Annotated in this window: 25 protein-coding genes; 4 read left to right on the top strand and 21 right to left on the bottom strand. The window is 70.3% G+C overall.

Going from position 1 to position 21,869, the window contains the following annotated elements; all coding sequences use genetic code 11:
- Positions 1-44: 44 nt before the first annotated feature.
- On the top strand, positions 45-1,253 hold the full coding sequence (locus tag ACFO0C_RS23455; RefSeq protein WP_378068806.1) for a tyrosine recombinase XerC: 1,209 nt from the start codon (positions 45-47) through the stop codon (positions 1,251-1,253).
- Positions 1,254-1,271: 18 nt separating this feature from the next.
- Positions 1,272-2,465, top strand: coding sequence for an aminotransferase class V-fold PLP-dependent enzyme (locus ACFO0C_RS23450; protein WP_378068805.1), 1,194 nt, complete (start codon positions 1,272-1,274; stop codon positions 2,463-2,465).
- Positions 2,466-2,472: 7 nt separating this feature from the next.
- On the opposite strand, the gene ACFO0C_RS23445 is transcribed toward ACFO0C_RS23450, so the two are convergent.
- From ACFO0C_RS23445 to ACFO0C_RS23365, 17 genes are all read right to left on the bottom strand, one after another.
- Positions 2,473-2,937 (bottom strand): M23 family metallopeptidase, encoded by a 465-nt coding sequence (locus ACFO0C_RS23445; protein WP_378068804.1) that lies wholly within the window; start codon positions 2,935-2,937, stop codon positions 2,473-2,475.
- A gap of 72 nt (positions 2,938-3,009) precedes the next feature.
- Positions 3,010-3,333 (bottom strand): DUF2469 domain-containing protein, encoded by a 324-nt coding sequence (locus ACFO0C_RS23440; protein WP_378068803.1) that lies wholly within the window; start codon positions 3,331-3,333, stop codon positions 3,010-3,012.
- Complete coding sequence (locus tag ACFO0C_RS23435; RefSeq protein ID WP_378068802.1) at positions 3,330-4,163, bottom strand: ribonuclease HII; 834 nt, start codon at positions 4,161-4,163, stop codon at positions 3,330-3,332. The genes ACFO0C_RS23440 and ACFO0C_RS23435 overlap by 4 nt, the downstream gene beginning before the upstream one ends.
- 96 nt (positions 4,164-4,259) lie before the next feature.
- Positions 4,260-4,733: an NUDIX hydrolase gene (locus ACFO0C_RS23430; protein ID WP_378068801.1), complete on the bottom strand. Its 474-nt coding sequence runs from the start codon at positions 4,731-4,733 to the stop codon at positions 4,260-4,262.
- Between the two features lie 24 nt (positions 4,734-4,757).
- Complete coding sequence (gene lepB / locus ACFO0C_RS23425; RefSeq protein ID WP_378068800.1) at positions 4,758-5,417, bottom strand: signal peptidase I; 660 nt, start codon at positions 5,415-5,417, stop codon at positions 4,758-4,760.
- The gene (lepB, locus tag ACFO0C_RS23420; protein ID WP_378068799.1) at positions 5,414-6,304 is read right to left on the bottom strand and encodes a signal peptidase I; all 891 of its coding nucleotides are present in this window, start codon (positions 6,302-6,304) and stop codon (positions 5,414-5,416) included. The genes lepB (ACFO0C_RS23425) and lepB (ACFO0C_RS23420) overlap by 4 nt, the downstream gene beginning before the upstream one ends.
- 164 nt (positions 6,305-6,468) lie before the next feature.
- A complete protein-coding gene (rplS, locus tag ACFO0C_RS23415) occupies positions 6,469-6,825 on the bottom strand; it encodes a 50S ribosomal protein L19 (RefSeq protein ID WP_378068798.1) in 357 nt (118 codons plus the stop codon).
- Between the two features lie 123 nt (positions 6,826-6,948).
- Positions 6,949-7,713 carry a tRNA (guanosine(37)-N1)-methyltransferase TrmD gene (gene trmD / locus ACFO0C_RS23410; RefSeq protein ID WP_378068797.1) on the bottom strand — a complete coding sequence of 255 codons (765 nt, stop codon included), beginning with the start codon at positions 7,711-7,713 and terminating at the stop codon, positions 6,949-6,951.
- A gap of 10 nt (positions 7,714-7,723) precedes the next feature.
- The gene (gene rimM / locus ACFO0C_RS23405) at positions 7,724-8,290 is read right to left on the bottom strand and encodes a ribosome maturation factor RimM (RefSeq protein WP_378069129.1); all 567 of its coding nucleotides are present in this window, start codon (positions 8,288-8,290) and stop codon (positions 7,724-7,726) included.
- Positions 8,291-8,296: 6 nt separating this feature from the next.
- Positions 8,297-8,554, bottom strand: a complete 258-nt coding sequence (locus tag ACFO0C_RS23400; protein ID WP_014447131.1) for an RNA-binding protein — start codon at positions 8,552-8,554, stop codon at positions 8,297-8,299.
- On the bottom strand, positions 8,532-9,023 hold the full coding sequence (gene rpsP / locus ACFO0C_RS23395; protein WP_378068796.1) for a 30S ribosomal protein S16: 492 nt from the start codon (positions 9,021-9,023) through the stop codon (positions 8,532-8,534). The genes ACFO0C_RS23400 and rpsP overlap by 23 nt, the downstream gene beginning before the upstream one ends.
- A gap of 134 nt (positions 9,024-9,157) precedes the next feature.
- Positions 9,158-9,838, bottom strand: coding sequence for a DUF402 domain-containing protein (locus ACFO0C_RS23390; protein WP_378068795.1), 681 nt, complete (start codon positions 9,836-9,838; stop codon positions 9,158-9,160).
- A 2-nt stretch (positions 9,839-9,840) separates the two neighbouring features.
- Positions 9,841-11,247, bottom strand: a complete 1,407-nt coding sequence (gene proS / locus ACFO0C_RS23385) for a proline--tRNA ligase (RefSeq protein ID WP_378068794.1) — start codon at positions 11,245-11,247, stop codon at positions 9,841-9,843.
- Between the two features lie 81 nt (positions 11,248-11,328).
- Positions 11,329-12,405 carry an amidohydrolase family protein gene (locus ACFO0C_RS23380; protein WP_378068793.1) on the bottom strand — a complete coding sequence of 359 codons (1,077 nt, stop codon included), beginning with the start codon at positions 12,403-12,405 and terminating at the stop codon, positions 11,329-11,331.
- 18 nt (positions 12,406-12,423) lie between these two features.
- The gene (locus ACFO0C_RS23375) at positions 12,424-13,017 is read right to left on the bottom strand and encodes a Uma2 family endonuclease (protein ID WP_378068792.1); all 594 of its coding nucleotides are present in this window, start codon (positions 13,015-13,017) and stop codon (positions 12,424-12,426) included.
- A gap of 86 nt (positions 13,018-13,103) precedes the next feature.
- On the bottom strand, positions 13,104-14,660 hold the full coding sequence (ffh, locus tag ACFO0C_RS23370; protein WP_378068791.1) for a signal recognition particle protein: 1,557 nt from the start codon (positions 14,658-14,660) through the stop codon (positions 13,104-13,106).
- A 64-nt stretch (positions 14,661-14,724) separates the two neighbouring features.
- Entirely contained in the window at positions 14,725-14,943 is a 219-nt protein-coding gene (locus ACFO0C_RS23365) for a hypothetical protein (protein WP_378068790.1), read from the bottom strand.
- Between the two features lie 228 nt (positions 14,944-15,171).
- On the opposite strand from ACFO0C_RS23365, the gene ACFO0C_RS23360 reads away from it, so the two are divergent.
- Positions 15,172-16,929, top strand: a complete 1,758-nt coding sequence (locus tag ACFO0C_RS23360; protein WP_378068789.1) for a stealth family protein — start codon at positions 15,172-15,174, stop codon at positions 16,927-16,929.
- Between the two features lie 24 nt (positions 16,930-16,953).
- Positions 16,954-18,216, top strand: a complete 1,263-nt coding sequence (locus ACFO0C_RS23355; RefSeq protein ID WP_378068788.1) for a nucleotide sugar dehydrogenase — start codon at positions 16,954-16,956, stop codon at positions 18,214-18,216.
- A 53-nt stretch (positions 18,217-18,269) separates the two neighbouring features.
- On the opposite strand, the gene ACFO0C_RS23350 is transcribed toward ACFO0C_RS23355, so the two are convergent.
- The 4 genes from ACFO0C_RS23350 to ACFO0C_RS23335 are packed head-to-tail and all read right to left on the bottom strand — an operon-like array spanning position 18,270 to position 21,862.
- Positions 18,270-18,734 (bottom strand): GtrA family protein, encoded by a 465-nt coding sequence (locus ACFO0C_RS23350; RefSeq protein ID WP_378068787.1) that lies wholly within the window; start codon positions 18,732-18,734, stop codon positions 18,270-18,272.
- Positions 18,721-19,677, bottom strand: coding sequence for a glycosyltransferase family 2 protein (locus tag ACFO0C_RS23345; protein WP_378068786.1), 957 nt, complete (start codon positions 19,675-19,677; stop codon positions 18,721-18,723). The genes ACFO0C_RS23350 and ACFO0C_RS23345 overlap by 14 nt, the downstream gene beginning before the upstream one ends.
- Positions 19,674-21,245, bottom strand: a complete 1,572-nt coding sequence (locus ACFO0C_RS23340; protein ID WP_378068785.1) for a hypothetical protein — start codon at positions 21,243-21,245, stop codon at positions 19,674-19,676. The genes ACFO0C_RS23345 and ACFO0C_RS23340 overlap by 4 nt, the downstream gene beginning before the upstream one ends.
- Positions 21,242-21,862, bottom strand: a complete 621-nt coding sequence (locus tag ACFO0C_RS23335; RefSeq protein WP_378068784.1) for a hypothetical protein — start codon at positions 21,860-21,862, stop codon at positions 21,242-21,244. The genes ACFO0C_RS23340 and ACFO0C_RS23335 overlap by 4 nt, the downstream gene beginning before the upstream one ends.
- Positions 21,863-21,869: the final 7 nt, after the last annotated feature.

Genomic DNA, 21,869 nt, shown 5'->3' with positions numbered 1-21,869 from the left:
GAAATGCTTGACTGACGCTCCACTTCGATGGACGGTCTGAGGCGATGGGGACACGGGAACTGCACGAACGACTGCCGGCGCCTCTGCGCGGGGCGGTGGACGATTTCAGCCGGCACCTCGCCGGTGTGGAAGGGCGGTCGGAGCACACCGTCCGGGCGTATGTCGGGGATGTCGTGTCGCTGCTCGACCATGCGGTGTCCGAGGCCCGGAGCACCGTCGCCGACCTCGACATCACGATCCTGCGCGGATGGCTCGCCGCCCGGATGGGGTCGGGTGCGGCTCGGTCCTCGCAGGCCAGGCGGGCGGCGGCGGTCCGGGCTTTCACCGGCTGGGCGCACCGGACCGGTCTGTCACCCGAGGACCCGGGGGCCCAGCTGGCCAGCCCCCGCGCCCACCGGAGCCTGCCCACCGTCCTGCGCGCCGACCAGGCGGCCACCCTGATGACTCCGGCCACCCGTCACCGCGACCCCGACGCTCCCGCGCCGACCGACGACCCGGCGGGCCAGAACGCCGACACGGACGATGCCACAACGGGCAACGACGGAACGGGCAACGGCGGAACAGGCGACAGCGGAGCAAGCGATGCCAGAACAGGCAACGACGGAACAGGCGATGCCAGAACGGGCGACGGCGGAGCAAGCGATGCCAGAACAGGCAACGACGGAACGGGCGACGGCGGAAGCACCCCGGAGGGGTCGGCAGGTGAGCCGACGGCCACGAGCGGGACCGACGATCAGGGCGGCGGGGATGTCCTGGAGATACGGGACCGGGCGGTTCTCGAACTGCTCTACGCCACCGGCATCCGGGTCGGCGAGCTGTGTTCGCTGAACCGGGCCGACGTCGACCACGCCCGCCAGGTGGTGCGGGTCTTCGGCAAGGGGGCGAAGGAGCGGGCCGTCCCCTACGGTCATCCGGCCCGGCGGGCACTGGACACCTGGCTGCGCCGGGGCCGCCCGGCGCTGGTGAACCGTACGAGCAAGGACGCTCTGTTCCTCGGGGTCAAGGGCGGCCGTCTCCAGTCGACCGTCGTGCGGCGGATCGTCGCGAACGCCGCCCGGGCCGCCGGCCTGCCGCACACCAGCCCGCACGATCTGCGGCACTCGGCGGCGACCCATCTGCTGGACGGCGGCGCGGATCTGCGGGCGGTGCAGGAGCTGCTGGGGCACAGCTCGCTGGCGAGCACCCAGATCTACACACATGTGTCGACCGAGCGGCTGCGTGCGGCCTTCAATCAGGCGCATCCACGGGCCTGACATCGTACGATCCACTGCATGAGCGCCCCGGTTGGAGAGCCACCGCCCCCGATTCCCGGCGCTCGGCTCCTGTTCTCGCTGGATCCGTCGGTGTCCTATCTCAATCACGGCTCGTTCGGCGCCCTGCCGATCAGCGTGCAGCGCGCCCAGCAGCGGCTCCGTGACGAGGTGGAGTCGAACCCGCTGCGGTTCTTCGCGGTCGGGCTGGAGGACCGGATCGTCCACAGCCGACGTCATCTGGCGGCCTTCCTCGGAGCCGACCCGGACGGCAGCGCGTTGATCCAGAACACGACGTCCGCGGTGTCGATGATCCTCCAGTCGATGCGGTTCGGCCCGGCTGACGAGGTGCTGCTGACCGACCACTCCTACGGCGCGGTCGCGATGGCGGTCCGCAGCCGGTGCCGGCGGTCGGGGGCAAGCGCGCGGACCGTGGCGCTGCCGCTGGGCCTGCGGAACTCCGAGGTGGTGGCGCGGATCCGGGCGGCGCTGCGGCCCGGCCGGACCAGGCTGCTCGTCGTCGACCAGCTGACTTCGGCGACGGCGGCGCTCTTCCCGGTGGCCGAGATCGTCGCCGCCGCCCACGAGCACGACATCCCGGTCCTGGTGGACGCCGCCCACGTGCCGGGGATGCTGCCGGTCGACGTGTCGGCGATCGGCGCCGACTTCTGGGTGGGCAACCTGCACAAGTGGGGCTGGGCGCCCCGGGGCACGGCTCTGATGTCCGTGGCGCCGGCCTGGCGCCGCCGGATGGAGCCACTGATCGTGTCGTGGGCCCATGACGAGGGATTCCCGGGGGCGTTCGAGTTCCAGGGGACCATCGACTACACGCCGTGGCTGGCCGCCCCGGCGGGCGTCTACACGCTGCGGACGCTCGGCCCGGAGGCTGTCCGGCAGCACAACGAGGCTCTCGTCGCGTACGGCCAGAGGGTTGTCGGTGCGGCCCTCGGTCTCGCGCCCGCCGACCTGCCGCACCCCGGCGGACCAGGGGTGGCCATGCGGGTGGTGCCGTTGCCGGCCGGGCTGGCGACGACCTTCCCGGAGGCGCATGCGCTGCGGCAGCACATCGCCGACAAACTGGCCACCGAGGTCGCGGTGAACGCGTGGGGCGGCCGGGGGCTGCTGCGGCTGAGCGCGCAGATCTACAACCGCCCGGAGGAGTACGACGTGTTCGCCGAACGGCTGCCCGGGCTCCTCCACGAGTATCAGCGCTGAGGCACGGTCACGGCGGATCGAGGGGCAGCAGGCGGTAGCGCGCGAGGCCGAGCAACGCCAGCGGATCGAGGTAGGCCTCGTCGCGCCGGAGGCCCCAGTGCAGGCAGGCGGCCTGCGGGCAGCCCGGATGACCCGGCTCGACAGCCCCGATCGTCGTGCCCGCCGCAACGGCCTCACCGACCCGCACGGTCGCGGTGACCGGCTCGTAGGTGGTGCGCAGCCCGCCGGCGTGAAGGATGCTGACGACACCCCGCCCGGCCAGCGGCCCCGCCCAGGCCACGATGCCACCACCGGCGGCCCGCACCGGCGCGCCCGCGGGCACACCCAGGTCGACGCCACGGTGGCCGGCCAGCCACGGCTCAGGAGGTGGGTCGAACCGCCGTAACACCTGTGGCGGCAGCACCGGCCACTGGAAGGGCGGCACCGCGCCGAAGGTGGGCAGCAGGAACAGGATCACGGCGAAGACGGGCATGCCGCCGAGCCTGCCGGGCCGGAACCCGTGTGGCGACCGCCCCTGTGGACAACCGCCGACTGTGGATGACCGTCAGCTGCTGAAGCCCGGCTCGTCGGGCAACGAGATGTCCGGCTTCTCCAGCTCCTCGACGTTGACGTCCTTGAACGTCATCACCCGCACGTTCTTCACGAAGCGGGCCGGACGATACATGTCCCACACCCAGGCGTCGTGCATCTCGACCTCGAAGTAGACCTCACCGTCGGAGTTACGCACGTGCAGGTCGACCTGGTTGGCCAGGTAGAACCGGCGCTCGGTCTCCACCACGTAGGAGAACTGGCGGACGATGTCGCGGTACTCCCGGTAGAGCTGCAGCTCCATCTCGGTCTCGTACTTCTCGAGATCCTCTGCGCTCATCGTGTCTCGCCCTCCATGGCACTATCTTCCCCCACCGACGGCGACGGCTGAGGCTGCTCGCCCGACGCCACGCCGACGGTACCCTCAGCAGCCTCCGGAATCAGCAGCGGCTCGGTAACGGAAACGTCGAACAGGGCGGGTGGCGGGTCGGCCGGGCGCCGCGCCCGTGGGGGCCGGTTGCCGCGGCCGGATGCCGCGGCGACGTTCACATACGAGAAGCGGTGCTCCGGGCACGGGCCGTGGGTGGTCAGCGCGGTGCTGTGCTCCTCGGTGATGTAGCCCTTGTGCACCGCGAAACCGTAGTCGGGGAACCGCTCGTCGAGCTCGACCATCAGCCTGTCCCGGGTGACCTTGGCCAGGACGCTGGCGGCCGCGACACAGGCCGCGACCCGGTCACCTTTCCACACGGCCAAGCCGGGCACGCCGAGACCGTCGACCGGGAAACCGTCGGTCAACACGTACTCCGGGCGGACGTCGAGGGAGGCCAGCGCGCGGCGCATCGCCGCGAGATTGCAGACGTGCAGGCCGCGGGCGTCGACCTCGGTCGGCGGGATGATCATCACGGACCAGGCGAGAGCCTTGGCGACCACCTGCTCGTAGACCCGCTCGCGGGCGGCCGCGGTCAGCAGCTTGGAGTCGGCCAGGCCGGGGATCTCGCCGCGCCTGCCCTCCGGCAGGATCGCGGCGGCGGCGACCAGCGGACCGGCGCAGGCACCGCGGCCGGCCTCGTCGGCGCCGGCCACATGCCGGAAGCCGCGGCGCTGCAACGCCTGCTCCAGGGCATACAGCCCGGCCTCCCGGCGGACGACGGTGCGGGGCGGGGCCAGCATCAGAAACCCCGGACAACGACGGCGACGGTACGCGACGAGGCCGGCACCCACCGAACCTCGGAAGCGACGACGCCGAGACGTGCGGAGGCCGGCATCTCAGGACTCCTCGCGGACGGCGTCGACGGTCAGCCCGCGCAGCAGGACGGCCAGGTCGGCCGGGTAGATCTCCTCGCGGCTCGCCTCGATCTCCGCCACCGACCACCACCGGTGCTCGGTGATGGTGAGGCGCTCCTCCTCATCCATCCCCGCCGTGTCGACCTGCCAGTCGGGCACCCGGAGGAGGTAGAAATCCTGCTCCTGCCGGTATTGCCGCCCGTCGTAGGAGAACTCGGCCACCTCGTGCCGCACCGGCTCGCCGAGCAGGTCGGTCGTCACCCGCAGACCGGTCTCCTCGAACAGCTCACGGCAGGCGGCGTCGACGGTCGTCTCGCCCGTGTCGAGCCCGCCACCGGGCGTGAACCACCAGCGCAGCCCGGGCCGCGCGGGGTCACCGCCGTGCAACAGCAGCACACGACCGGCCAGATCGACCAGGAGGACCCGGCCGGCGCGGCGGTCAATCACCTCGGTCACGCGACCAAGCCTATTGCGCGAGTGTTACTTGCCCGCGTCGGGGATGCCGTCGAACTCGTCCGGAACCGACAGCCAGGTGGCCCGGCCGACCGGCCAGAAGATCGTGAAGGCACGCCCGACGACCGAGTCGATCGGCACGGTCGCCTCGTTGATCTTGCCCGGCTCATCGGTGGCGCTGCTGTCGATGTAGTGCTGGAGCGAGTCACCGGACGCCTCCCGGTGGTCCCCCATGACCCAGAGCCGGCCGGCCGGAACGGTGATGTCGAAGTTCTGGCTGGCGACCTGGTTGCGGGTGCCGTCGGACTCGACATACACATACGACTCGTCGATGGACGTCCCGTTGATCATCAGACGGTGCTGCTCGTCACAGCAGACCACGTTGTCACCCGGCTGGCCGATGACCCGCTTGATGAAGTCCTCGCCGTCGTTGCCGGACTGCCAGACGCTGGGCGCCTTGAACACCACGATCTCGCCCCGCCGCGGCTCGCGGAAGTCGTAGACGAGCTTGTTGACCAGCACCCGGTCCCAGAGCTCAAGGGTGTGCTGCATCGAGGGCGACGGGATGTAGAACGTCTGCAACACGAACGCGCGCACCAGGACTGCGACGAGGATCGCCACGCCCAACAGGATGGGTAGTTCACGCCAGAACGACCCCTGGCGCTTCTCGGTCTGCTCGTCAATCACGCTCGGAGCCTACGTCGTCTGGTCCATAACGACATGCCGGAACGCGCGGATAAAACCACACCGAACAGAAGGGGGAACACGTTTGTGGCGACCACCGGCTCCTCCTCCCGCATCGGGATCGGGCGCGACGCGGCGGCCGAAGGGTACTGCTCGGCGAACTGCTGCCACACGTCCGGCACGTCCAGGCTGGTGAACCGCTCACTGGGCCAGACCACCACGAAGGCCCGGCCGATGATGTTCTCGATCGGCACCGTCCCCTGGCAGCGGGCGTCCTGCGAGACCGAACGGTGGTCACCCATCACGAACATCTCGCCCGCCGGAACGGTCACCTCGGTGAACCTGCGGCTGGTGCACTGGCCCGCGATCGGGGGCTGACTCAGATCGGAGTTGAAGCCGTCGGCGATGTACGCCTCGTCGATGCCGACCCCGTTGACGGTGATCCGCCCGCCGGAGTCGCAGCAGGCGACCTTGTCACCCGGAAGACCGATCACCCGTTTGATGAAGTCGCGCTCGCCGGGCCGGCTCACACCGACCAGGTCACCGACGGTCCGGCCGAGCTTGGCGAGGAAGGTGTTGCTGACCTCCTCGGTCACCTCGGGCGCCCAGTTGTCGGTGCCCCGGAACACCACGATCTCGCCGCGCACCGGATCGCGCATGTCGTAGACGACCTTGTTGACCAGGACCCGGTCCTTGATCTCCAGGGTGCTCTGCATCGACCCGGAGGGGATGTAGAAGGCCTGGACCAGGAATGTCCGAATCAGCACCGCAAGGCAGAACGCCACGATCAGAAGCAACGGAAGTTCCTGCCAGAGGGGCATCTCCTTCCGAACCACGCCTCGCCGCCGTCGTGCCGGCCGATAGCCTTCCATCGGATCCACGCTTCGCATCTCCCGCCGCCTACCGGCCGAACCGCCCCCGGATACAGCACTACCGCCCGAGTTTCCCGGCTAGGGAGAGTTACGGGCGGTAGGACTGGAATGGTTCACCTACAACGCGTCCGGCACGGGCGCAAGCTTAGTGCGCCGGCGCCCGCACGGACACATCTCGATGATCAGACGGTCTGCTTCTCCCGAAGCTCCTTGATCTTCGCCTTCTTGCCACGCAGCTCACGCAGGTAGTAGAGCTTGGCGCGACGGACGTCACCACGGGTGATGACCTCGATCTTGTCGATCGCCGGGCTGTTGAACGGGTAGGTCCGCTCGACACCGACGCCGAAGCTGATCTTGCGGATCTTGAAGGTCTCCCGCAGGCCGGAGCCGTGACGGGCGATCACGACGCCCTGGAAGACCTGGACACGGGACCGGTTACCTTCGACGACCCGGGCGTGCACCTTGAGCGTGTCACCGGCCCGGAAGTCCGGAAGGTCGGTGCGCTTCGACTGGGCGTCAAGAGCGTCCAGCGTGTTCATCGCTGCATCCTCGTACTCTGTGGCGCGTCGGGAGTTCGGCGCGCGGTGGGTGATTCTGACCCCGCCCGACTCCACGGGGTCCTCGTCCCGTCCCCACGGCGCGGGGCTGAGACGGCAACCTCATTACTTTGCCACACCCGGAGCCGGGAGCTGTAATCCGGCTTCGGCGATGGCCTTCCGGTCCTTCTTGTCGAGGGAATCCGGCGGATACGCGGCGTACATGTCGGGGCGCCGCTCGGCGGTGCGCAGCAGGCTCTGCTCGCGCCGCCAGCGGGCGATCCGGCCATGGTCGCCGGAACGCAGCACGTCCGGCACCTCACGGCCGCGCCAGGACTGCGGCTTGGTGTAGACCGGGGCCTCCAGCAGGCCGGCCGCGTGCGACTCCTCGGTCAGCGAATCGGCGTTGCCGAGCACCCCCGGCAGCAGCCGGGTGATCGCCTCCATGATCACGATGACCGCGACCTCGCCGCCGAAGAGCACGTAGTCGCCGAGTGACACCTCGTGCACCGGCATCCGGTCCGCGGCGTCGTCGATCACCCGCTGGTCGATGCCCTCGTAGCGGCCACAGGCGAAGACCAGGTGGTCCAGGCCCGCGAGCCGGTGGGCGTCGGCCTGGGTGAAGGGCTTTCCGACCGGCGACGGTACGACCAGAGCCGCACCCGGAGACGCGACGGCGTCGAGAGCCTCGCCCCACGGTTCAGGACGCATCACCATGCCGGGACCGCCCCCGTACGGGCTGTCGTCCACCGTCCGGTGCACGTCATAGGTCCACTGACGCAGATCGTGCACGGTCAGGTCCAGGGTCCCGGTGGTCCGCGCCTTGCCGATCAGCGACAGATCGAGCGGGGCGAAGTAGTCCGGGAAGATCGAGACGATGTCGACCTTCACAGGCGAGCCTTCACAGATCCAGCAGGCCTTCCGGGAGGTCGACGACGATCCGGCCGCCGCGCAGGTCCACGGTCGGGACGATCGCCGTGACGAACGGGATCAGAGCCGTCCCGCCGCCCTTCTTCGCGAGCACGATCAGATCCGACGCGGGCGCGTGCTCGATCCGCTGCACGGTCCCGTGCTCGGTCCCGTCGGCGGACTCCACGCGCAACCCGACGAGCTGGTGGTCGTGGAACTCCTCCGGATCCTCCGGCGGCGCCACGTCAGCGCTGTCCACCTGGAGGAACACGCCCTTCAACGCCTCGGCGACGTTGCGGTCGTGGACGCCCTCGAAGACGGCGATGCCGCGGCCCTGATGCCAGCGGATCGACTCGAGGACGAGCTGTCGGGGAACCTCGTAGCGAGCACCGGGAGCGGGAGCGGCCGCCGGGCCGGCGCTCACCCGGCGGTCCCTGGGGACCTCCGTGATGAACACCGACCCGGCGGTGAAGCGTTCCTCGGGCTCGTCGGTCCGCACGACCACCGAGACCTCGCCCCGGATGCCGTGCGGTTTACCGATCTGGCCGACGACGAGCAGCATCGATCAGTACGCGTCGACGATGTCGACCCGGATGCCACGACCGCCGATCGACCCGATCACCTGACGCAGGGCCTTGGCCGTCCGCCCGCCGCGCCCGATGACCGTACCCAGGTCCTCGGGGTGCACACGGACCTCGAGCCGCTTGCCACGGCGCGAGTCGACCAGACGAACCCGGACGTCGTCCGGGTTGTCGACGATGCCCTTGACGAGGTGCTCCAGCGCGGGCCGGAGCGCCCCGTCAGCTCGCGTCGGCGCCGGCACCGGCCGGGTCCTCAGCGGTCTCGGCGACAGCCTCGCGGTTCGGCTCAGCGGCCTCGACCGGCTTCGACTCGGCCTTGGCCTCGGTCTTCGCCTTCTTCGGCGTGGCGGCCGGCTTGGTCTCGACCAGACCGGCGGCAGCCTTGGCCTCGGCCTCGTAGACCTCGGCCTTGCTCTGCTTGCTCGGCGCGACCAGCAGCGGGGCCGGGGCGGGCAGACCCTTGAACTTCTGCCAGTCGCCGGTCTTCTCCAGGATGCGCTGCACCGGCTCGGACGGCTGGGCGCCGACGGACAGCCAGTACTGAACGCGCTCGGACTTCACCTCGATGACCGAGGGGTGTTCCTTCGGCTGGTAGATGCCGATGTACTCGATGGCGCGGCCGTCGCGCTTGGTGCGCGAGTCGGCGACGACGATGCGGTACTGCGGGTTGCGGATCTTGCCCATCCGCAGGAGCCGGATCTTAACGGCCACGGTTTTTTCGCTCCTGATGACTGCGTGGTTGAGCCGAACGGAACCCACGTGGGGATTGCGGGACCGAATGTCTCGTGGACTGGCGTCGCGATCAGGGGTTAGAGGGCGCCTGACGCATGCCGGATACCAGCTAATCATTCTGCCAGACGAACCGGCGGGTCTCCCAACCGGGCCACCACCGGCCGGTCCCAGCCGGACGGCAACTCGGCCGGGACGGGCCAGGACGGATCGGGCCGGAAATCGGTCCAGGTGCCGTCGAACGGGAACTCCCCCGCCTCGAGGCTCGCGATCACCCGGCGGCCCTCGGCCCACACCGCCGCCTCGTCGGGCACCCAGTAGAGATCCGGGTGGGCCAGACGCTCGGCGAAGTCGTCCTCGTCCTTCCAGCGCCAGACGCGGTCCGCACCGGCCACGATGTCGAGGTCCTGGTCGATCACGTCGATCCCGCCGACCGCACCGTCGTCCCAGCGGACCGCGGCCTCCTCCAGGTTCACGTAGTACCCGGTGAAGTCGCCCTCGTCGTCCCGGAAGAACCAGACCGAGTGGTTCGCCCCCGGCGGGAAGAACCGCAGCACACCCGGGCCACGCCACTGCGCGGTCCGGGGCGCGCGCTCGGCGGCCATCCAGTCGGGAAACGCCAGATCGCGCGGGAAACGGCCGTCCAGCGTCGTCTCGACCGCGATGGTCGAGCCGCGGGCCACCCAGATGAGCAGCCCGCGGTCGTCGTCGGAGATCACCCGGCCCGGATGCACGAAGGCGATCCGGCCGTGGTGGGTGTCCCGGTGGAGAATCAGCCGACCCGGTTCGAACGTCACGCTCAGTACGAACGACCCAGGTAGGCGATCAGGTCCGGCTCCTCGTCCGACTCGGGCATCGAGCCGTCCTCACGGGTGAGGCAGCGCACCGTGATCGCCTTGCCGTTCGCCTCCTTCTCGCCGGCCTCGCCGACCGCCGACCACGGCACCCGGGCGAAACCGGTCTGCGAGGCCTCGATCGCCTCGGCCAGCGTCTTCACCTCGACCGTGCGCTCCTCGCGGAAGGCCAGGGCGTCGTCGTAGAGGCGCTGCTGGTCGGCCTTGAGCGCGGCCACCACGGCGTCGGTCACCTCGGCCAGGGCGATCGGCGACTTCGTGCCGTCGATCCGGCGGGCCACCACGGCGTTGCCGTTCGCCAGGTCACGCGGGCCGACCTCGATCCGGATCGGGATGCCCTGCAGCTCCGCGTCCACCGCGCGACGGCCGAAAGGGATGTCCGCGCGGTCGTCGAGCTTCACCCGTACACCCGCGGCTTTGAGGTCTTTGAAGAGCTGGGCCGCGGCCTCGGCGACGCCCTCGCCCGCCTTGACCACCATGATCTGGACCTGGACCGGCGCGAGGCGCGGCGGAAGCCGCAGGCCGTTGTCGTCGCCGTGCACCATGATCAGGCCGCCGAGCATCCGGGTCGAGGTGCCCCACGACGTGGTCCAGGCGTGCTCGACGGTCCGCTCGGCCGACGAGTAGGTGATGTCGAACGCCTTCGCGAAATTCTGCCCGAGCTCGTGCGAGGTGCCCATCTGGAGCGCCTTGCCGTCGCCCATCATGGCCTCGACGGTCATCGTGTTGGTGGCGCCGGCGAAGCGCTCGCCCTTGGTCTTGCGGCCCGGGATGACCGGGATGGCCAGCATCTCCGTCATGAACGCCTCGTAGACGTTCTTGTGGATGTCACGCGCGTGCTCGCGGGCGTCGGCCTCGGTCGCGTGCGCGGTGTGGCCCTCCTGCCAGAGGAACTCGGTGGTGCGCAGGAAGGTCCGCGGGCGCAGCTCCCACCGGACCACGTTGGCCCACTGGTTGAGCAGGAGAGGGAGATCACGGTACGAGTCGACCCACTTGGCCATGAACTCGCCGATCACGGTCTCGCTGGTGGGGCGCACGACCAGCGGCTCGGCCAGCTCCTTGCCACCGGCGTGGGTGACCACGGCCAGCTCCGGCGAGAAGCCCTCGACGTGGTCGGCCTCACGGCGCAGATAGTTCTCCGGGATGAAGAGCGGAAAGTACGCGTTCTGGACGCCCTGCTCCTTGATGCGGGCGTCCATGTCGCCCTGCATCCGCTCCCAGATCGCGTAACCGACCGGCCGGATCACCATCGTGCCGCGCACCGGGCCGTTGTCGGCGAGCTGCGCCTTGGCGATGAGGTCCTGGTACCAGCGGGGGAAGTCCTCCGCACGGGGAGTGAGCACGCGAGCCATGAGGAAGCATCGTAGTCGCGCCCCGGGCGCAACCGGCCGGGTGGGCATCCCGTGTCCCTCGCCGGGCGTCTCCACCGCTGATCACCTGACGACGGCACCCCGCAGCACGATCCGGCTGGGCGCCCGCACCACCCGCAGGTCGGCACGCGGGTCGGTCTCGTAGACCACCAGGTCGGCGAGGCCGCCCTCGACCAGGCCGGGAAAGCCGAGCCACTCCCGCGCCCGCCACGACGCGGCGGCCAGCACGTCGGCCGCCGGGATGCCGACCTCGTGCAGGTAGAGCATCTCCTCGGCGGCCAGGCCGTGCCGGATGCCGCCGCCCGCGTCGGTGCCGATGTAGATCGGGACACCGGCCTCGTGGGCGGCGAGCACCACTGACGGGAAACGGTCCCGCAGCGCGATCATGTGGTCGGCGTAGTCGTCGAACTTGCCGCGCGCCGAGTCGGCGATCTTCCCGAACGTCCGGATGTTGATCATCGTGGGCACCAGGGCGGTCTTACGCCGGGCCATCTCGTCGATCAGGTCGAGCGTCAGCCCGGTGCCGTGCTCCACCGAGTCGACCCCGGCCCTGACCATGATCTCCACGCCCTCCTCCGAGAACGTGTGCACCGCGGCCCGGGCACCGGAGGCGTGGGCGGCCTCGACGGCGGCGGCCATGGTCGCGGCATCCCAGCTCGGTGCGAGATCACCGACCCCCCGGTCGATCCAGTCGCCGACCAGCTTCACCCAGCCGGTGCCCGCTTTCGCCTGCGCGGTGACGGCTGCGGCGACCTCGTCGGCGGCCACCTCGACGCCGATGTCCCGCAGATAGCGGCGAGGGGCTGCGACATGGCGGCCGGCGCGGGCGAGGCGGGGCACGCCCGGTTCGTCATCCAACTCGGGGTACGGAAAAGGGGAACCCGCATCACGCAGGGCCAGGACACCCGCGTCACGGTCGATGACGGCCAGCTCACGGGCCTGGTCGACACTCTCGATCGGTTTCGCCCCGAAGGCGATGCCGAGGTGGCAGTGCGCGTCGACGAGCCCCGGAACGAGGAACCCACCGTCACTGATCGTCTCGGCCCCCGCCACCGGCTCGTAGGTGACCCTGTCCCCCACCAGCCACAGATCACGGACCTCACCGTCCGGCAGAACCGTCCCACGCACATGAAACGCCATGCCGTAAGTCCTACCGGATCAAGCCCCGTCCCGCGCAGCGAGGTATTCGTCACGCAAGGCGGTAAGTCCTGGCAGATCGATGGTGATCGGATAGGGCACCTCGGTGTTGAACACCTTGTCGGTGCTCACGACGATCTCGTAGACCCCGGTCCGGCCTGGATGGAAAGCCGTGAGAGTCACTCCGCCCCGCCCCGTCGGGTCAACGACCCAGTAATGAACAACCCCGGCCGCCGCATAAACCCTGCTCTTCGCATGCATGTCCCGGAAGTGGGACGTCGGCGAAATGATCTCCAATAAGAGCAAGGCCCGATCGATCGGCGCCGGGGTGAGCGCCATGACACTTTTGTGCACCACAACGACGTCAGGCCGAGGCTCGTTGCTGCGATCAATCGCCAGCGAGTAGTCAGGAACTGCGTCATGATCCGGCGGACAGTTTTCCTCCAGCGCCTGCGTGAGCTTGTAGCCGAGCTTCTGATGAATACCGGTAGGGGACGGCAAAATCAGCCTTCCGTCGATCAACTCATAACGGAGTCCCTCGGGAAGGCTGGCCAGATCGTCAGTAGTCCAGTCCTGCTTGTCGCGCAGGTCGGGTAGATGAAGGGCAGCGGTCACAAGCTCCTCCTCGCTGGGATCGCCACCCACCATACTTGCCCCTCGACTATTAGCGCAATACAACTTGAACCATGACTAGCCCTAGGTTACCGGTTGTCGTCCTTGGGCTTGCTCAGCTTGTTGAAATCGAGCTTCGGCAGCTTGAAGCCCGGCGGCACACCCTGACCCCCGCCGAGCGCGCCCGGGTCGAGCCCCGGCGGCAACTGCGGCATACCGCCCGGGAAACCGGCCGGCATCCCACCCGGACGCCCGCCGACCCGCGGCCGACCGCCACCCTTGCCCGGCTTGCGCTTGTTCTTCGAGCTCTTCGTGGCGCTGCGACGCCCGCCCGGCAGGCCCATCATGCCGCTCATCTGCTTCATCATCTTCTGCGCGTCGGCGAAGCGGTTGAGCAGCTGGTTGACGTCCATCACGGTGACGCCGGAGCCGTTGGCGATACGCAGCCGGCGGGAACCATTGATGATCTTCGGGTTGGTGCGCTCGCCCGGGGTCATCGAGCGGATGATCGCGGTGACCCGGTCGAAGTGGCTGTCGTCGAGCTCGTCGAGCTGGCCCTTGAGCTGGCCCATGCCCGGCATCATGCCGATGATGTTGGCGATCGGGCCCATCCGCCGGACCGCGATCAGCTGGTCCAGGAAGTCCTCCAGCGTGAACTGCTCGCCACCGAGCAGCTTGCTGGTCATCTTCTCCTTCTGCTCATCGTCGAAGGCCTGCTCGGCCTGCTCGATGAGGGTCAGGAGGTCGCCCATGTCGAGGATCCGCCCGGCCATCCGGTCGGGGTGGAAGACGTCGAAGTCCTCCAGCTTCTCGCCGGTCGACGCGAACAGGATCGGCTGGCCGGTGACGTGCCGGACGGAGAGCGCGGCACCACCGCGGGCGTCACCGTCGAGCTTGGACAGGACCACGCCGGTGATGCCGACGCCGTCCCGGAACGCCTCGGCGGTACGCACCGCGTCCTGGCCGACCATGGCGTCGATGACGAAGATGACCTCGTCGGGGTCGACGGCGGCACGGATGTCGGCGGCCTGCTGCATCATCTCGGCGTCGATGCCGAGGCGGCCGGCGGTGTCGACGATGACGATGTCCTTCGCCGTCCGCTTCGCGTGCTCGATCGAGTCGCGCGCGACCTGGACCGGGTCACCGACCCCGTTGCCCGGCTGCGGGGCGTAGACGTCGACCCCGGCCCGCTGGGCGAGCACCTGGAGCTGGTTGACCGCGTTGGGGCGCTGGAGGTCACAGGCGACCAGCAGCGGCTGGTGGCCCTGGTTCTTCAGCCAGCGGGACAGCTTGCCGGCCAGCGTCGTCTTACCCGAGCCCTGAAGGCCGGCCAGCATGATCACGGTGGGCGGCTGCTTGGCGAACTGGAGCCGCCGCCCCTCGCCGCCGAGGATCTGGATGAGCTCCTCGTTGACGATCTTGATGATCTGCTGAGCCGGGTTCAGAGCCTGGGAGACCTCGGCGCCGCGGGCCCGCTCGCGCAGGCTGGCGATGAACGCCTTGACCACGGGCAGCGCGACATCCGCCTCCAGCAGCGCGAGACGGATCTCGCGCGCGGTGGCGTCGATGTCGGCATCAGTGAGCTTGCCCTTGCCGCGGAGCTTGCCGAAGATCCCGGAGAGGCGGTCACTCAAAGTGTCAAACACGGTGCGACTTCCCGTTGGTCTGAATGGTCACGTCGACCGCAAGCCTAGCCGTACCGCCGGTTCCTCACCGGTTCCGCATGCGGTAGGTCCGCGCTGCCGCCTCGATCCGACGCTGGGTGCGGGTGCCGGGAGCGAGTGAGCGCTTGGCCGCCGCGTAGAGGACGGCGCCGCCACCGAGGACCAGAGCGCCTAGGAACAGGTACCACAGCAGCGGTCCGAGCAGCCAGCTGGCCACCCAGCCCACCGCGACGAGCCCCACCACGAACGCGATCGCCTTACCCATCGCCGGCCTCCCGCCGTCGTCTGACATCACCTCTTCCACCATGCCTTTCCGGCGCAACGGCCCGCATCGGCCGAGACCCCCATCCGTTCCCCTAAGGGTGAAGTCGGCACGACCGGACACGGCTGGCCCACCAAAGCCGTATAACGCACTTAAAGGGGATATAGACCGCAACTTCCATCTGACCGGGCCGTTGAGCCATCGGCGGATGAGCGGCGAAAGGACGACGGCGTGGCCCTGCGACAGGTCCTGCGGCTGGCCCCCTGGCCGGTCCGACGGCGGATCTTCGAGACGGTCGAGACACGTGTCCTACCCCGCGTCGCCCCGGAACGGCGGCTGCGGATCGCCCGCACCCTCATGCCGCTGGGACCGGGCCGGAGCCCGCGGGACAGCGGGGGCACGCTGCGCGTACGCACCGCCGACGGAGTCCTGACCGCCCGCACCGACCCGGCCGCCGCACCCACCGAGGTCCGCCGCCGCAACCTGGACCGGGTGGTGCGGGCTCTCGACGAGGCCGGCGTCGACTGGTTCCGGGTGCCGGTCCGCGCGACCGGGCGTACCGGCGTGGCTGTCCGGGCCGCCGACCGGGCCGCCGCTCTCGCCGCACTGCACCGGCACGCCGCCGACGACCACGGGTCGCTGCGGGTGGCCCGCCCCGGCCGGCGGCGGCGGGAACCCCAGGTCGTCGCGGTGTGCTGGCCGGTCACCGACCCGGGCGGGAGCCTGGTGCTCGGGCACGACCTGGCCTGCGAGGTCGAGTTCTGGACCGAGCGTGACGGCCGCCTGGTGTCGCCGCGCCGGAACCCGGTGGCCGACTCGATCCCGGCCGGTGAACCGGTGACCGTCGCGCCGGAACCGGTGTTCGGGGCGTTCAGCGCACCCGACGACACGACCGGCTACCGGACCCGGCGGATCTTCACGTCCGTCGATCCGGACCGCGTCGACTTCCCGATCGACGTGGTCTACACGTGGGTCGACGGCGGCGACCCGGACTGGCAGCGGCGCAAGGCCCGGGCCCTGGCCGACAACCCGTGGGTCGGCGAGGTCAGCACGCAGGCCGCCAACGACTCCCGGTTCGCCAGCCGCGACGAGCTGCGCTACTCGCTGCGCGCCCTGCACTGCTTCGCCCCGTGGGTGCGCCGGGTCTTCCTGGTCACCGACGACCAGACGCCGGCCTGGCTGGACCGGGCCCACCCGCGGCTCACCGTGGTCAGCCACCGGGAGATCTTCGGCGACACCGGGCGGCTGCCGACCTTCAACTCGCAGGCCATCGAGTCGCGGCTGCACCGGATCCCGGGACTCGCCGAGCACTTCCTCTACCTCAACGACGACGTGATCCTGGGCCGGCCGGTCACCCCCGACCTGTTCTTCACGCCGGGCGGGCTGACCAAGTTCTTCGCCTCGGCGGCCCGGGTCGACACCGCGCCCCGCGGCCCCGCCGACCGGCCCGCCGACTCGGCCGCCAAGAACAACCGGCGGCTCATCCAGGAGACCTTCGGCCGGATGCTGACCCGCAAGATGATGCACACCCCGCACCCGTCGCGGCGCAGCGTCATCGCCGAGATCGAGGAACGGTTCGCCGAGCAGGTCACGGCCACCGCCGGGCACCAGTTCCGGCATCCCGACGACATCTCGCTGCTGTCGTCGCTGCAGCAGTACTACGCGTACCTCACCGGCAAGGCCGCGCCCGGGCGGATCCGCTACCAGTACACCGACCTGTCCGAGCCGACGACGCCGCTGCGGCTGGCCCGGCTGCTGCGCGGCCGCGACGTGGACGCGTTCTGCCTCAACGACGTGGACGTGCACAGCGCCGCCGTCGCCGACCAGGAGGCCCTGGTCGGTGAGTTCCTCCCGGCCTATCTGCCCTTCACGTCCCCGTTCGAGCTGCAACACCGGAACGTCCGCACGATCGCGGCGCCCCGTCAGCCGAGCCCCGGCCGGGACGACCGGCCGGTCCCACCCGATGTGGCGCTGCCGCCCGTCGCCTGACATTTCTGCACGAAGGAGACTCCCTTGAGCTACGACGTCGTCATCCTCGGCCTCGGGTATGTCGGTCTGCCACTGGCGCAGCAGGCGATCCGGGCCGGCATGTCGGTCCTCGGTTTCGACATCGACGAGACCGTCGTCGCCGCACTCGGCGACGGCCGGTCCCACGTGGACGACCTGAGCGACACCGACGTGGAGAAGATGCTGGCCGGCGGTTTCGTGCCGACCTCCGACGAGGCGCTGATCGGGCAGGCCCGGACCGCCGTCATCTGCGTGCCGACGCCGCTGGCCGAGGGCGACGGGCCCGACCTGCGGGCGGTGCTGGGCGCCACCTCGGCGATCGGCCGCAACCTGCGGCCCGGCATGCTCGTCGTGCTGGAGTCCACGACCTACCCCGGCACCACCGACGAGGAGGTCCGGCCGCGTCTCGAACAGCTCTCCGGGCTGACCGCCGGCATCGACTTCCACCTGGCGTTCTCCCCGGAGCGGATCGACCCGGGAAACGAGGTGTACGGCGCGCACAACACCCCGAAGGTGGTCGGCGGCTACACCCCGGCCTGCACCGACCGGGCCGAGGCGTTCTACGGCCGGTTCGTCGAGACGGTGGTGCGGACCCGCTCGACCCGGGAGGCGGAGACCGCGAAACTGCTCGAGAACACGTACCGGCACGTCAACATCGCGCTGGTCAACGAGATGGCCCGGTTCTGCCACGAACTCGACATCGACCTGTGGGACGTGATCCACGCGGCGTCCACGAAGCCCTTCGGTTTCCAGGCGTTCTACCCCGGACCCGGTGTCGGCGGCCACTGCATCCCGATCGACCCGAATTACCTCTCGCACAACGTCCGCAGCAAGCTCGGCTACCCGTTCCGTTTCGTCGAGCTGGCCCAGGAGATCAACACGACGATGCCGGCGTACGTCGCCCGCCGCGCCCAGAACCTGCTCAACGCCGACGGCCACGCGGTCCGCGGCGCCACCGTCCTGCTGCTGGGCATCACCTACAAGGCCAACATCGCCGACCAGCGCGAGTCCCCGGCCGCCCCGCTGGCCCGCCAGCTGGCCGCCCTGGGCGCGACGGTCGCCTACCACGACCCGCACGTGACCACCTGGGAACTCGACGGCGTCCCGGTCTCCCGCACCGACGACCTGGAGGGCGCGGCCGCCTCCGCCGACCTGGTGATCCTCGTCCAGAACCACCGCGAATACGACCCGGACCACCTGGCCCGCATCGCGAAGCGCTTCTTCGACACCCGCGGCGTCACCACGGTCCGCGAGGCCCACCGCCTCTGATCCTCCCGTCCCGTCGCCCCCTCCCCCGCGGGGGCGACGCCGGACCACCGCCTTCAGACCGGCGGTCGCGCTGCCGGCCGTGAGCGGGCAGCCACCTCGCGCCGACAGTTACGATCACGCCGCGTAGCCGTACCGGAATAAAAGGTCCATCGCGAGTTGAGCAGGTAGTTGAGCCCGGGGATGAGCAGGATCGCCACGCCCTGGGCCACCGCATAGGGCGCACCCAGCAGCGACGCCCCCGTCCACAGGATCGCGGTGTTGAGGCCGAAGGCCGCCGCCGTGACGGTGAGGAACCGCGGCCCGGTGACCGTGTGTGCCGCCCCCGATCGAAAGACCCAGGCGCGCTGCAGCAGGTAGGAGACGCCGACGCTGGCGCCGAACCCGACCGTGGACGCCGGCACCGGGGGGAACCCGAACAGCACCGACGCACCGAGCCCGACGGTGAGATGGGTGAGTGCGCTGAGGACGCCACTCACCGCGTAGCGGACGATCCGGGTGACGGTCTCAGCGTTCGGCACGCTGTTCGACCACCCAGCGTTCGGGGACGGCGGATTCGGCGCGTTCCTGGATCAGGTATCGCGGGCGGCCGCGGACCTCCTCGTGGATGCGGGCCAGGTACTCGCCGATGACGCCGAGGCCGATGAGGACGAACGTCCCGGTCACCAGCAGCAGCAGGATGACGGTGGTGAAGCCGGCGACCGAGCCGCCGCTCATCCACCGGACCAGGGTCTGCACGCCGAGGACGACGGCGAACGCGGCGAACCCGAAGCCGGCGAGCGTCACCATGTGCAACGGCGCCGAGGTGAACGAGGTCAGGCCGTTGACGGCGAGGCGGCACAGGCCGCGTACGGTCCAGCGGGACGCGCCGCCCTCCCGGTGGTCGATGTCGATCTCGACGGTGGCCCGGGTGAAGCCGATCCAGCTGCTGGTGCCGCGGAAGAACGACGAGTGTTCGGGCATCCGGCGCAGCGCGTCGACGGCGGGGCGGCCGAGGAGCCGGAAGTCGGTGGCGTCGACCAGGTCCACGCCGGTGAACCGGGTGAAGGTGCGGTTGAACAGCCGGGAGCCGAGCCGGTTGCCGAGTGACTGGCCGGTCCGGTTGCGTTTGACCGCCTCGACCACCTGGGCGCCCTCCTGCCAGCGCCGGACCATCGCCGGGATGACCGACGGCGGGTGCTGGAGGTCGGAGTCGATGATCACCACGGCGTCGCCGGCCGCGTGTTCGAGGCCGGCGAGCAGGGCGGCCTCCTTGCCGAAGTTGCGGGACAGCCGCAGCCCGCGGACCCGCGGGTCGACGAGCGCCAGGCGGGCGATCCGCGACCAGGAGTCGTCGGCCGAGCCGTCGTCGACGAGGACCACCTCGTGTTCGACGCCGGCGTCGTCGAGCACTTCGGCGATGCGGGCAACGAACCGGTCGACGCCCGGGCCCTCGTTGTAGATGGGAGCGACCACCGAGATCATCGGACCGCCGTCCGTGCGCAGAACGGGACGCCGGCCATGGTGCGGGCGGCCAGGTCCAGCGAGTCGGTGTAGCGGTTCTGGAGGAACGGTTTGTGCCGGTTGGTCTGGAGCGCCTCGTCGAGGAGCGCACAGCGGCGGGTGTTCCCGGCCCGGGTCCGTTCGAAGCCACCCATCGCCGCGGCGATCCGGTTGTCCAGCTGGGCGGTCTTGAGGGTCGCGGTGGCGTCGGCGTAGGCGCGGTTGGCGGTGGCCGAGACGGCACCACAGAGCATCAGCGCGGCCAGGATCACGGCCGGGGCGCGGCGTCCGGTGAGCAGCAGCAGCGCGACGGCGAGCAGCATGCCGCCGGGGACGGTGAGCGCCGAGTCGCGCCAGCCCTGTTCCCAGAGTTCCGCGCCGCTCATCGCGGCACGGACGGCGACGCTGAGCGTGGCGAGCAGGGCGCCGCAGGCGAGGACCACGAGGGCGACGGCGGCGAGACCGGTCAGCGCACGGCGGTCCGGGCGTGCGGCTCCTTTCAAAGCTCCGGCGGTACGCACGGCGAGCCCCGCGATCAGCAGGAACGCCACGACCGGAACCACACCACGCAGCCAGGCCCCGTCGGTGCTGCCGGTCGCCGCCCGCCATTGCAGCGGCGGCAGCCACGCGGTCATCCGGACCGGCAGCAGCAGCACCGACCTCGCGTCGACGACGAGATCCGACCCCTGGTAGCAGCCTCCGCCGGCACAGAAGCCCCGGATGATCCACCGGACCGTGCCGAAGACCGGCAGGAACCCGGCCCAGAGCAGGCCGGCGAACCGCGTCCCGGGTGAGGTGAGCAGGCCGGACGGGCTGATACCGAGCACGAACCGGCCACGGAGCAGGACGGCGGCCGTGGCGAGGGGCACGGCGAAGTAGGCGGGCTCGTTGAAGACGGCCAGGGCGGCCCCGGCGGTGACCGCGAGGACGGCGTTCCACCAGCGGAGCCGGTCGAGGCGGCAGGCCGCGGCCGCGACCAGCAGGACGATCGCGGCGGTGCTGAAGTAGAGCCCGCCGAAGAGGATCGTGGTGCTGTCCTGCCCGGCGGCGACGAACCCGGCGCCGACGGCGAAGGGCAGCAACATCGCCACGGTCGACGGGGTGCCGCCGATCAGCCGGCCGCGGTGGAGGACGCTCTCGGCGAAGACGACGACGGCCAGGGTGAGGCCGATCGCGGCGAGGATCGAGACGGCCCGCAGCATCACCGTCGCGGGCAGGCCGAGCTGCTGCATGCCGGTGAAGGCGAGCAGGTCGAGGCTCTTCTCCAGCATCCGGCCGAGCGGCCGGAAGTTGCCCAGCCGCAGGTAGGCGTCGCCGCTGGCGATGGTGTGCGTGACGATCGCGGACGGGTCGTCCCGGAACAGCCCGCCGTGCCAGTAGACGTTGAACCGGTGGTCGCGGGAGGGTGCCACGGCGAGCAACGGGGTCAGGACGATCGCCGGGACGAGCACGCAGCGCCGGGCGACGTGGCCCCACAGCCGTGCCCGCTCCGGCCGCTCCGCGACCTCGGGGGGACGTGCCGCCGGGATCGTCACGGTTTGAGCCGTCATGACTGCTGCAACGACGTGCGCCCCGGCGGGGATGTGTCCAGCATCTCCGGCAGTGTCGGCGGCCGCTCCGGGTCGACGAACACCACATCGGTCGCGTCGTGCTCGGCGAAGAGGCGGGACAGCCGTTCGGAGAGCACCACGTCCCACGGGTGGTCCGGCCGGTGCCGCTCCCAGGTGTGCCGGTCCGGCAGGTACTCCAGGACCAGCCCGGACCGGCGCAGCAACGAGAACTCCGGGTTGTCGGTGAGGATGACGGCCCGGTGGTCGGGTTCGACGAGCACCCGCCGGCGGACCGTCTGGGTGAACTCGCGGAGCCGGTCCAGGTCGAGACCGATCGCCACGTACAGCCGGGCCTGCTGCGGCCGCTTGACCGTACGGCGGCGGACCGGACCGGCGTTGCGGCCCATCCGGCGCATCAGCCGCAGCGGGTCCCGGGCCAGCGTAACCAGGCCACGGCCCAGCCGGTACGACCCACTGCCGCGCAGACGACGGGCCGTCTCCCGTTCCTCGTCGCGTTCCCCGGTCAGGCCGTCGCAGCGGGACCGCCAGGCGTCCCTCTCCTGCTCGACCGTGCGCAGGCGCACCACCAGGGACTGCATCTCGCCTTCGTCGGGCATCACGTCC

This window comes from Actinoplanes subglobosus (assembly GCF_042650585.1).
GTDB classification, from domain to species: domain Bacteria; phylum Actinomycetota; class Actinomycetes; order Mycobacteriales; family Micromonosporaceae; genus Actinoplanes; species Actinoplanes subglobosus.
This window is presented reverse-complemented; position numbering and strand designations above follow the sequence as displayed.

What these genes read in the sequence shown, in the direction of transcription:
- ACFO0C_RS23455 (WP_378068806.1), top strand. Translation starts at nt 45, where the DNA reads ATGGGGACACGGGAACTGCACGAACGACTGCCGGCGCCTCTGCGCGGG.
- ACFO0C_RS23365 (WP_378068790.1), bottom strand. Translation starts at nt 14,943, where the DNA reads ATGGGTAAGGCGATCGCGTTCGTGGTGGGGCTCGTCGCGGTGGGCTGG.
- lepB (WP_378068799.1), bottom strand. Translation starts at nt 6,304, where the DNA reads ATGCGAAGCGTGGATCCGATGGAAGGCTATCGGCCGGCACGACGGCGG.
- ACFO0C_RS23340 (WP_378068785.1), bottom strand. Translation starts at nt 21,245, where the DNA reads ATGACGGCTCAAACCGTGACGATCCCGGCGGCACGTCCCCCCGAGGTC.
- ACFO0C_RS23440 (WP_378068803.1), bottom strand. Translation starts at nt 3,333, where the DNA reads ATGAGCGCAGAGGATCTCGAGAAGTACGAGACCGAGATGGAGCTGCAG.
- ACFO0C_RS23445 (WP_378068804.1), bottom strand. Translation starts at nt 2,937, where the DNA reads ATGCCCGTCTTCGCCGTGATCCTGTTCCTGCTGCCCACCTTCGGCGCG.
- proS (WP_378068794.1), bottom strand. Translation starts at nt 11,247, where the DNA reads ATGGCTCGCGTGCTCACTCCCCGTGCGGAGGACTTCCCCCGCTGGTAC.
- ACFO0C_RS23435 (WP_378068802.1), bottom strand. Translation starts at nt 4,163, where the DNA reads ATGCTGGCCCCGCCCCGCACCGTCGTCCGCCGGGAGGCCGGGCTGTAT.
- ACFO0C_RS23380 (WP_378068793.1), bottom strand. Translation starts at nt 12,405, where the DNA reads ATGGCGTTTCATGTGCGTGGGACGGTTCTGCCGGACGGTGAGGTCCGT.
- ACFO0C_RS23450 (WP_378068805.1), top strand. Translation starts at nt 1,272, where the DNA reads ATGAGCGCCCCGGTTGGAGAGCCACCGCCCCCGATTCCCGGCGCTCGG.
- rplS (WP_378068798.1), bottom strand. Translation starts at nt 6,825, where the DNA reads ATGAACACGCTGGACGCTCTTGACGCCCAGTCGAAGCGCACCGACCTT.
- ACFO0C_RS23335 (WP_378068784.1), bottom strand. Translation starts at nt 21,862, where the DNA reads ATGCCCGACGAAGGCGAGATGCAGTCCCTGGTGGTGCGCCTGCGCACG.
- ACFO0C_RS23345 (WP_378068786.1), bottom strand. Translation starts at nt 19,677, where the DNA reads ATGATCTCGGTGGTCGCTCCCATCTACAACGAGGGCCCGGGCGTCGAC.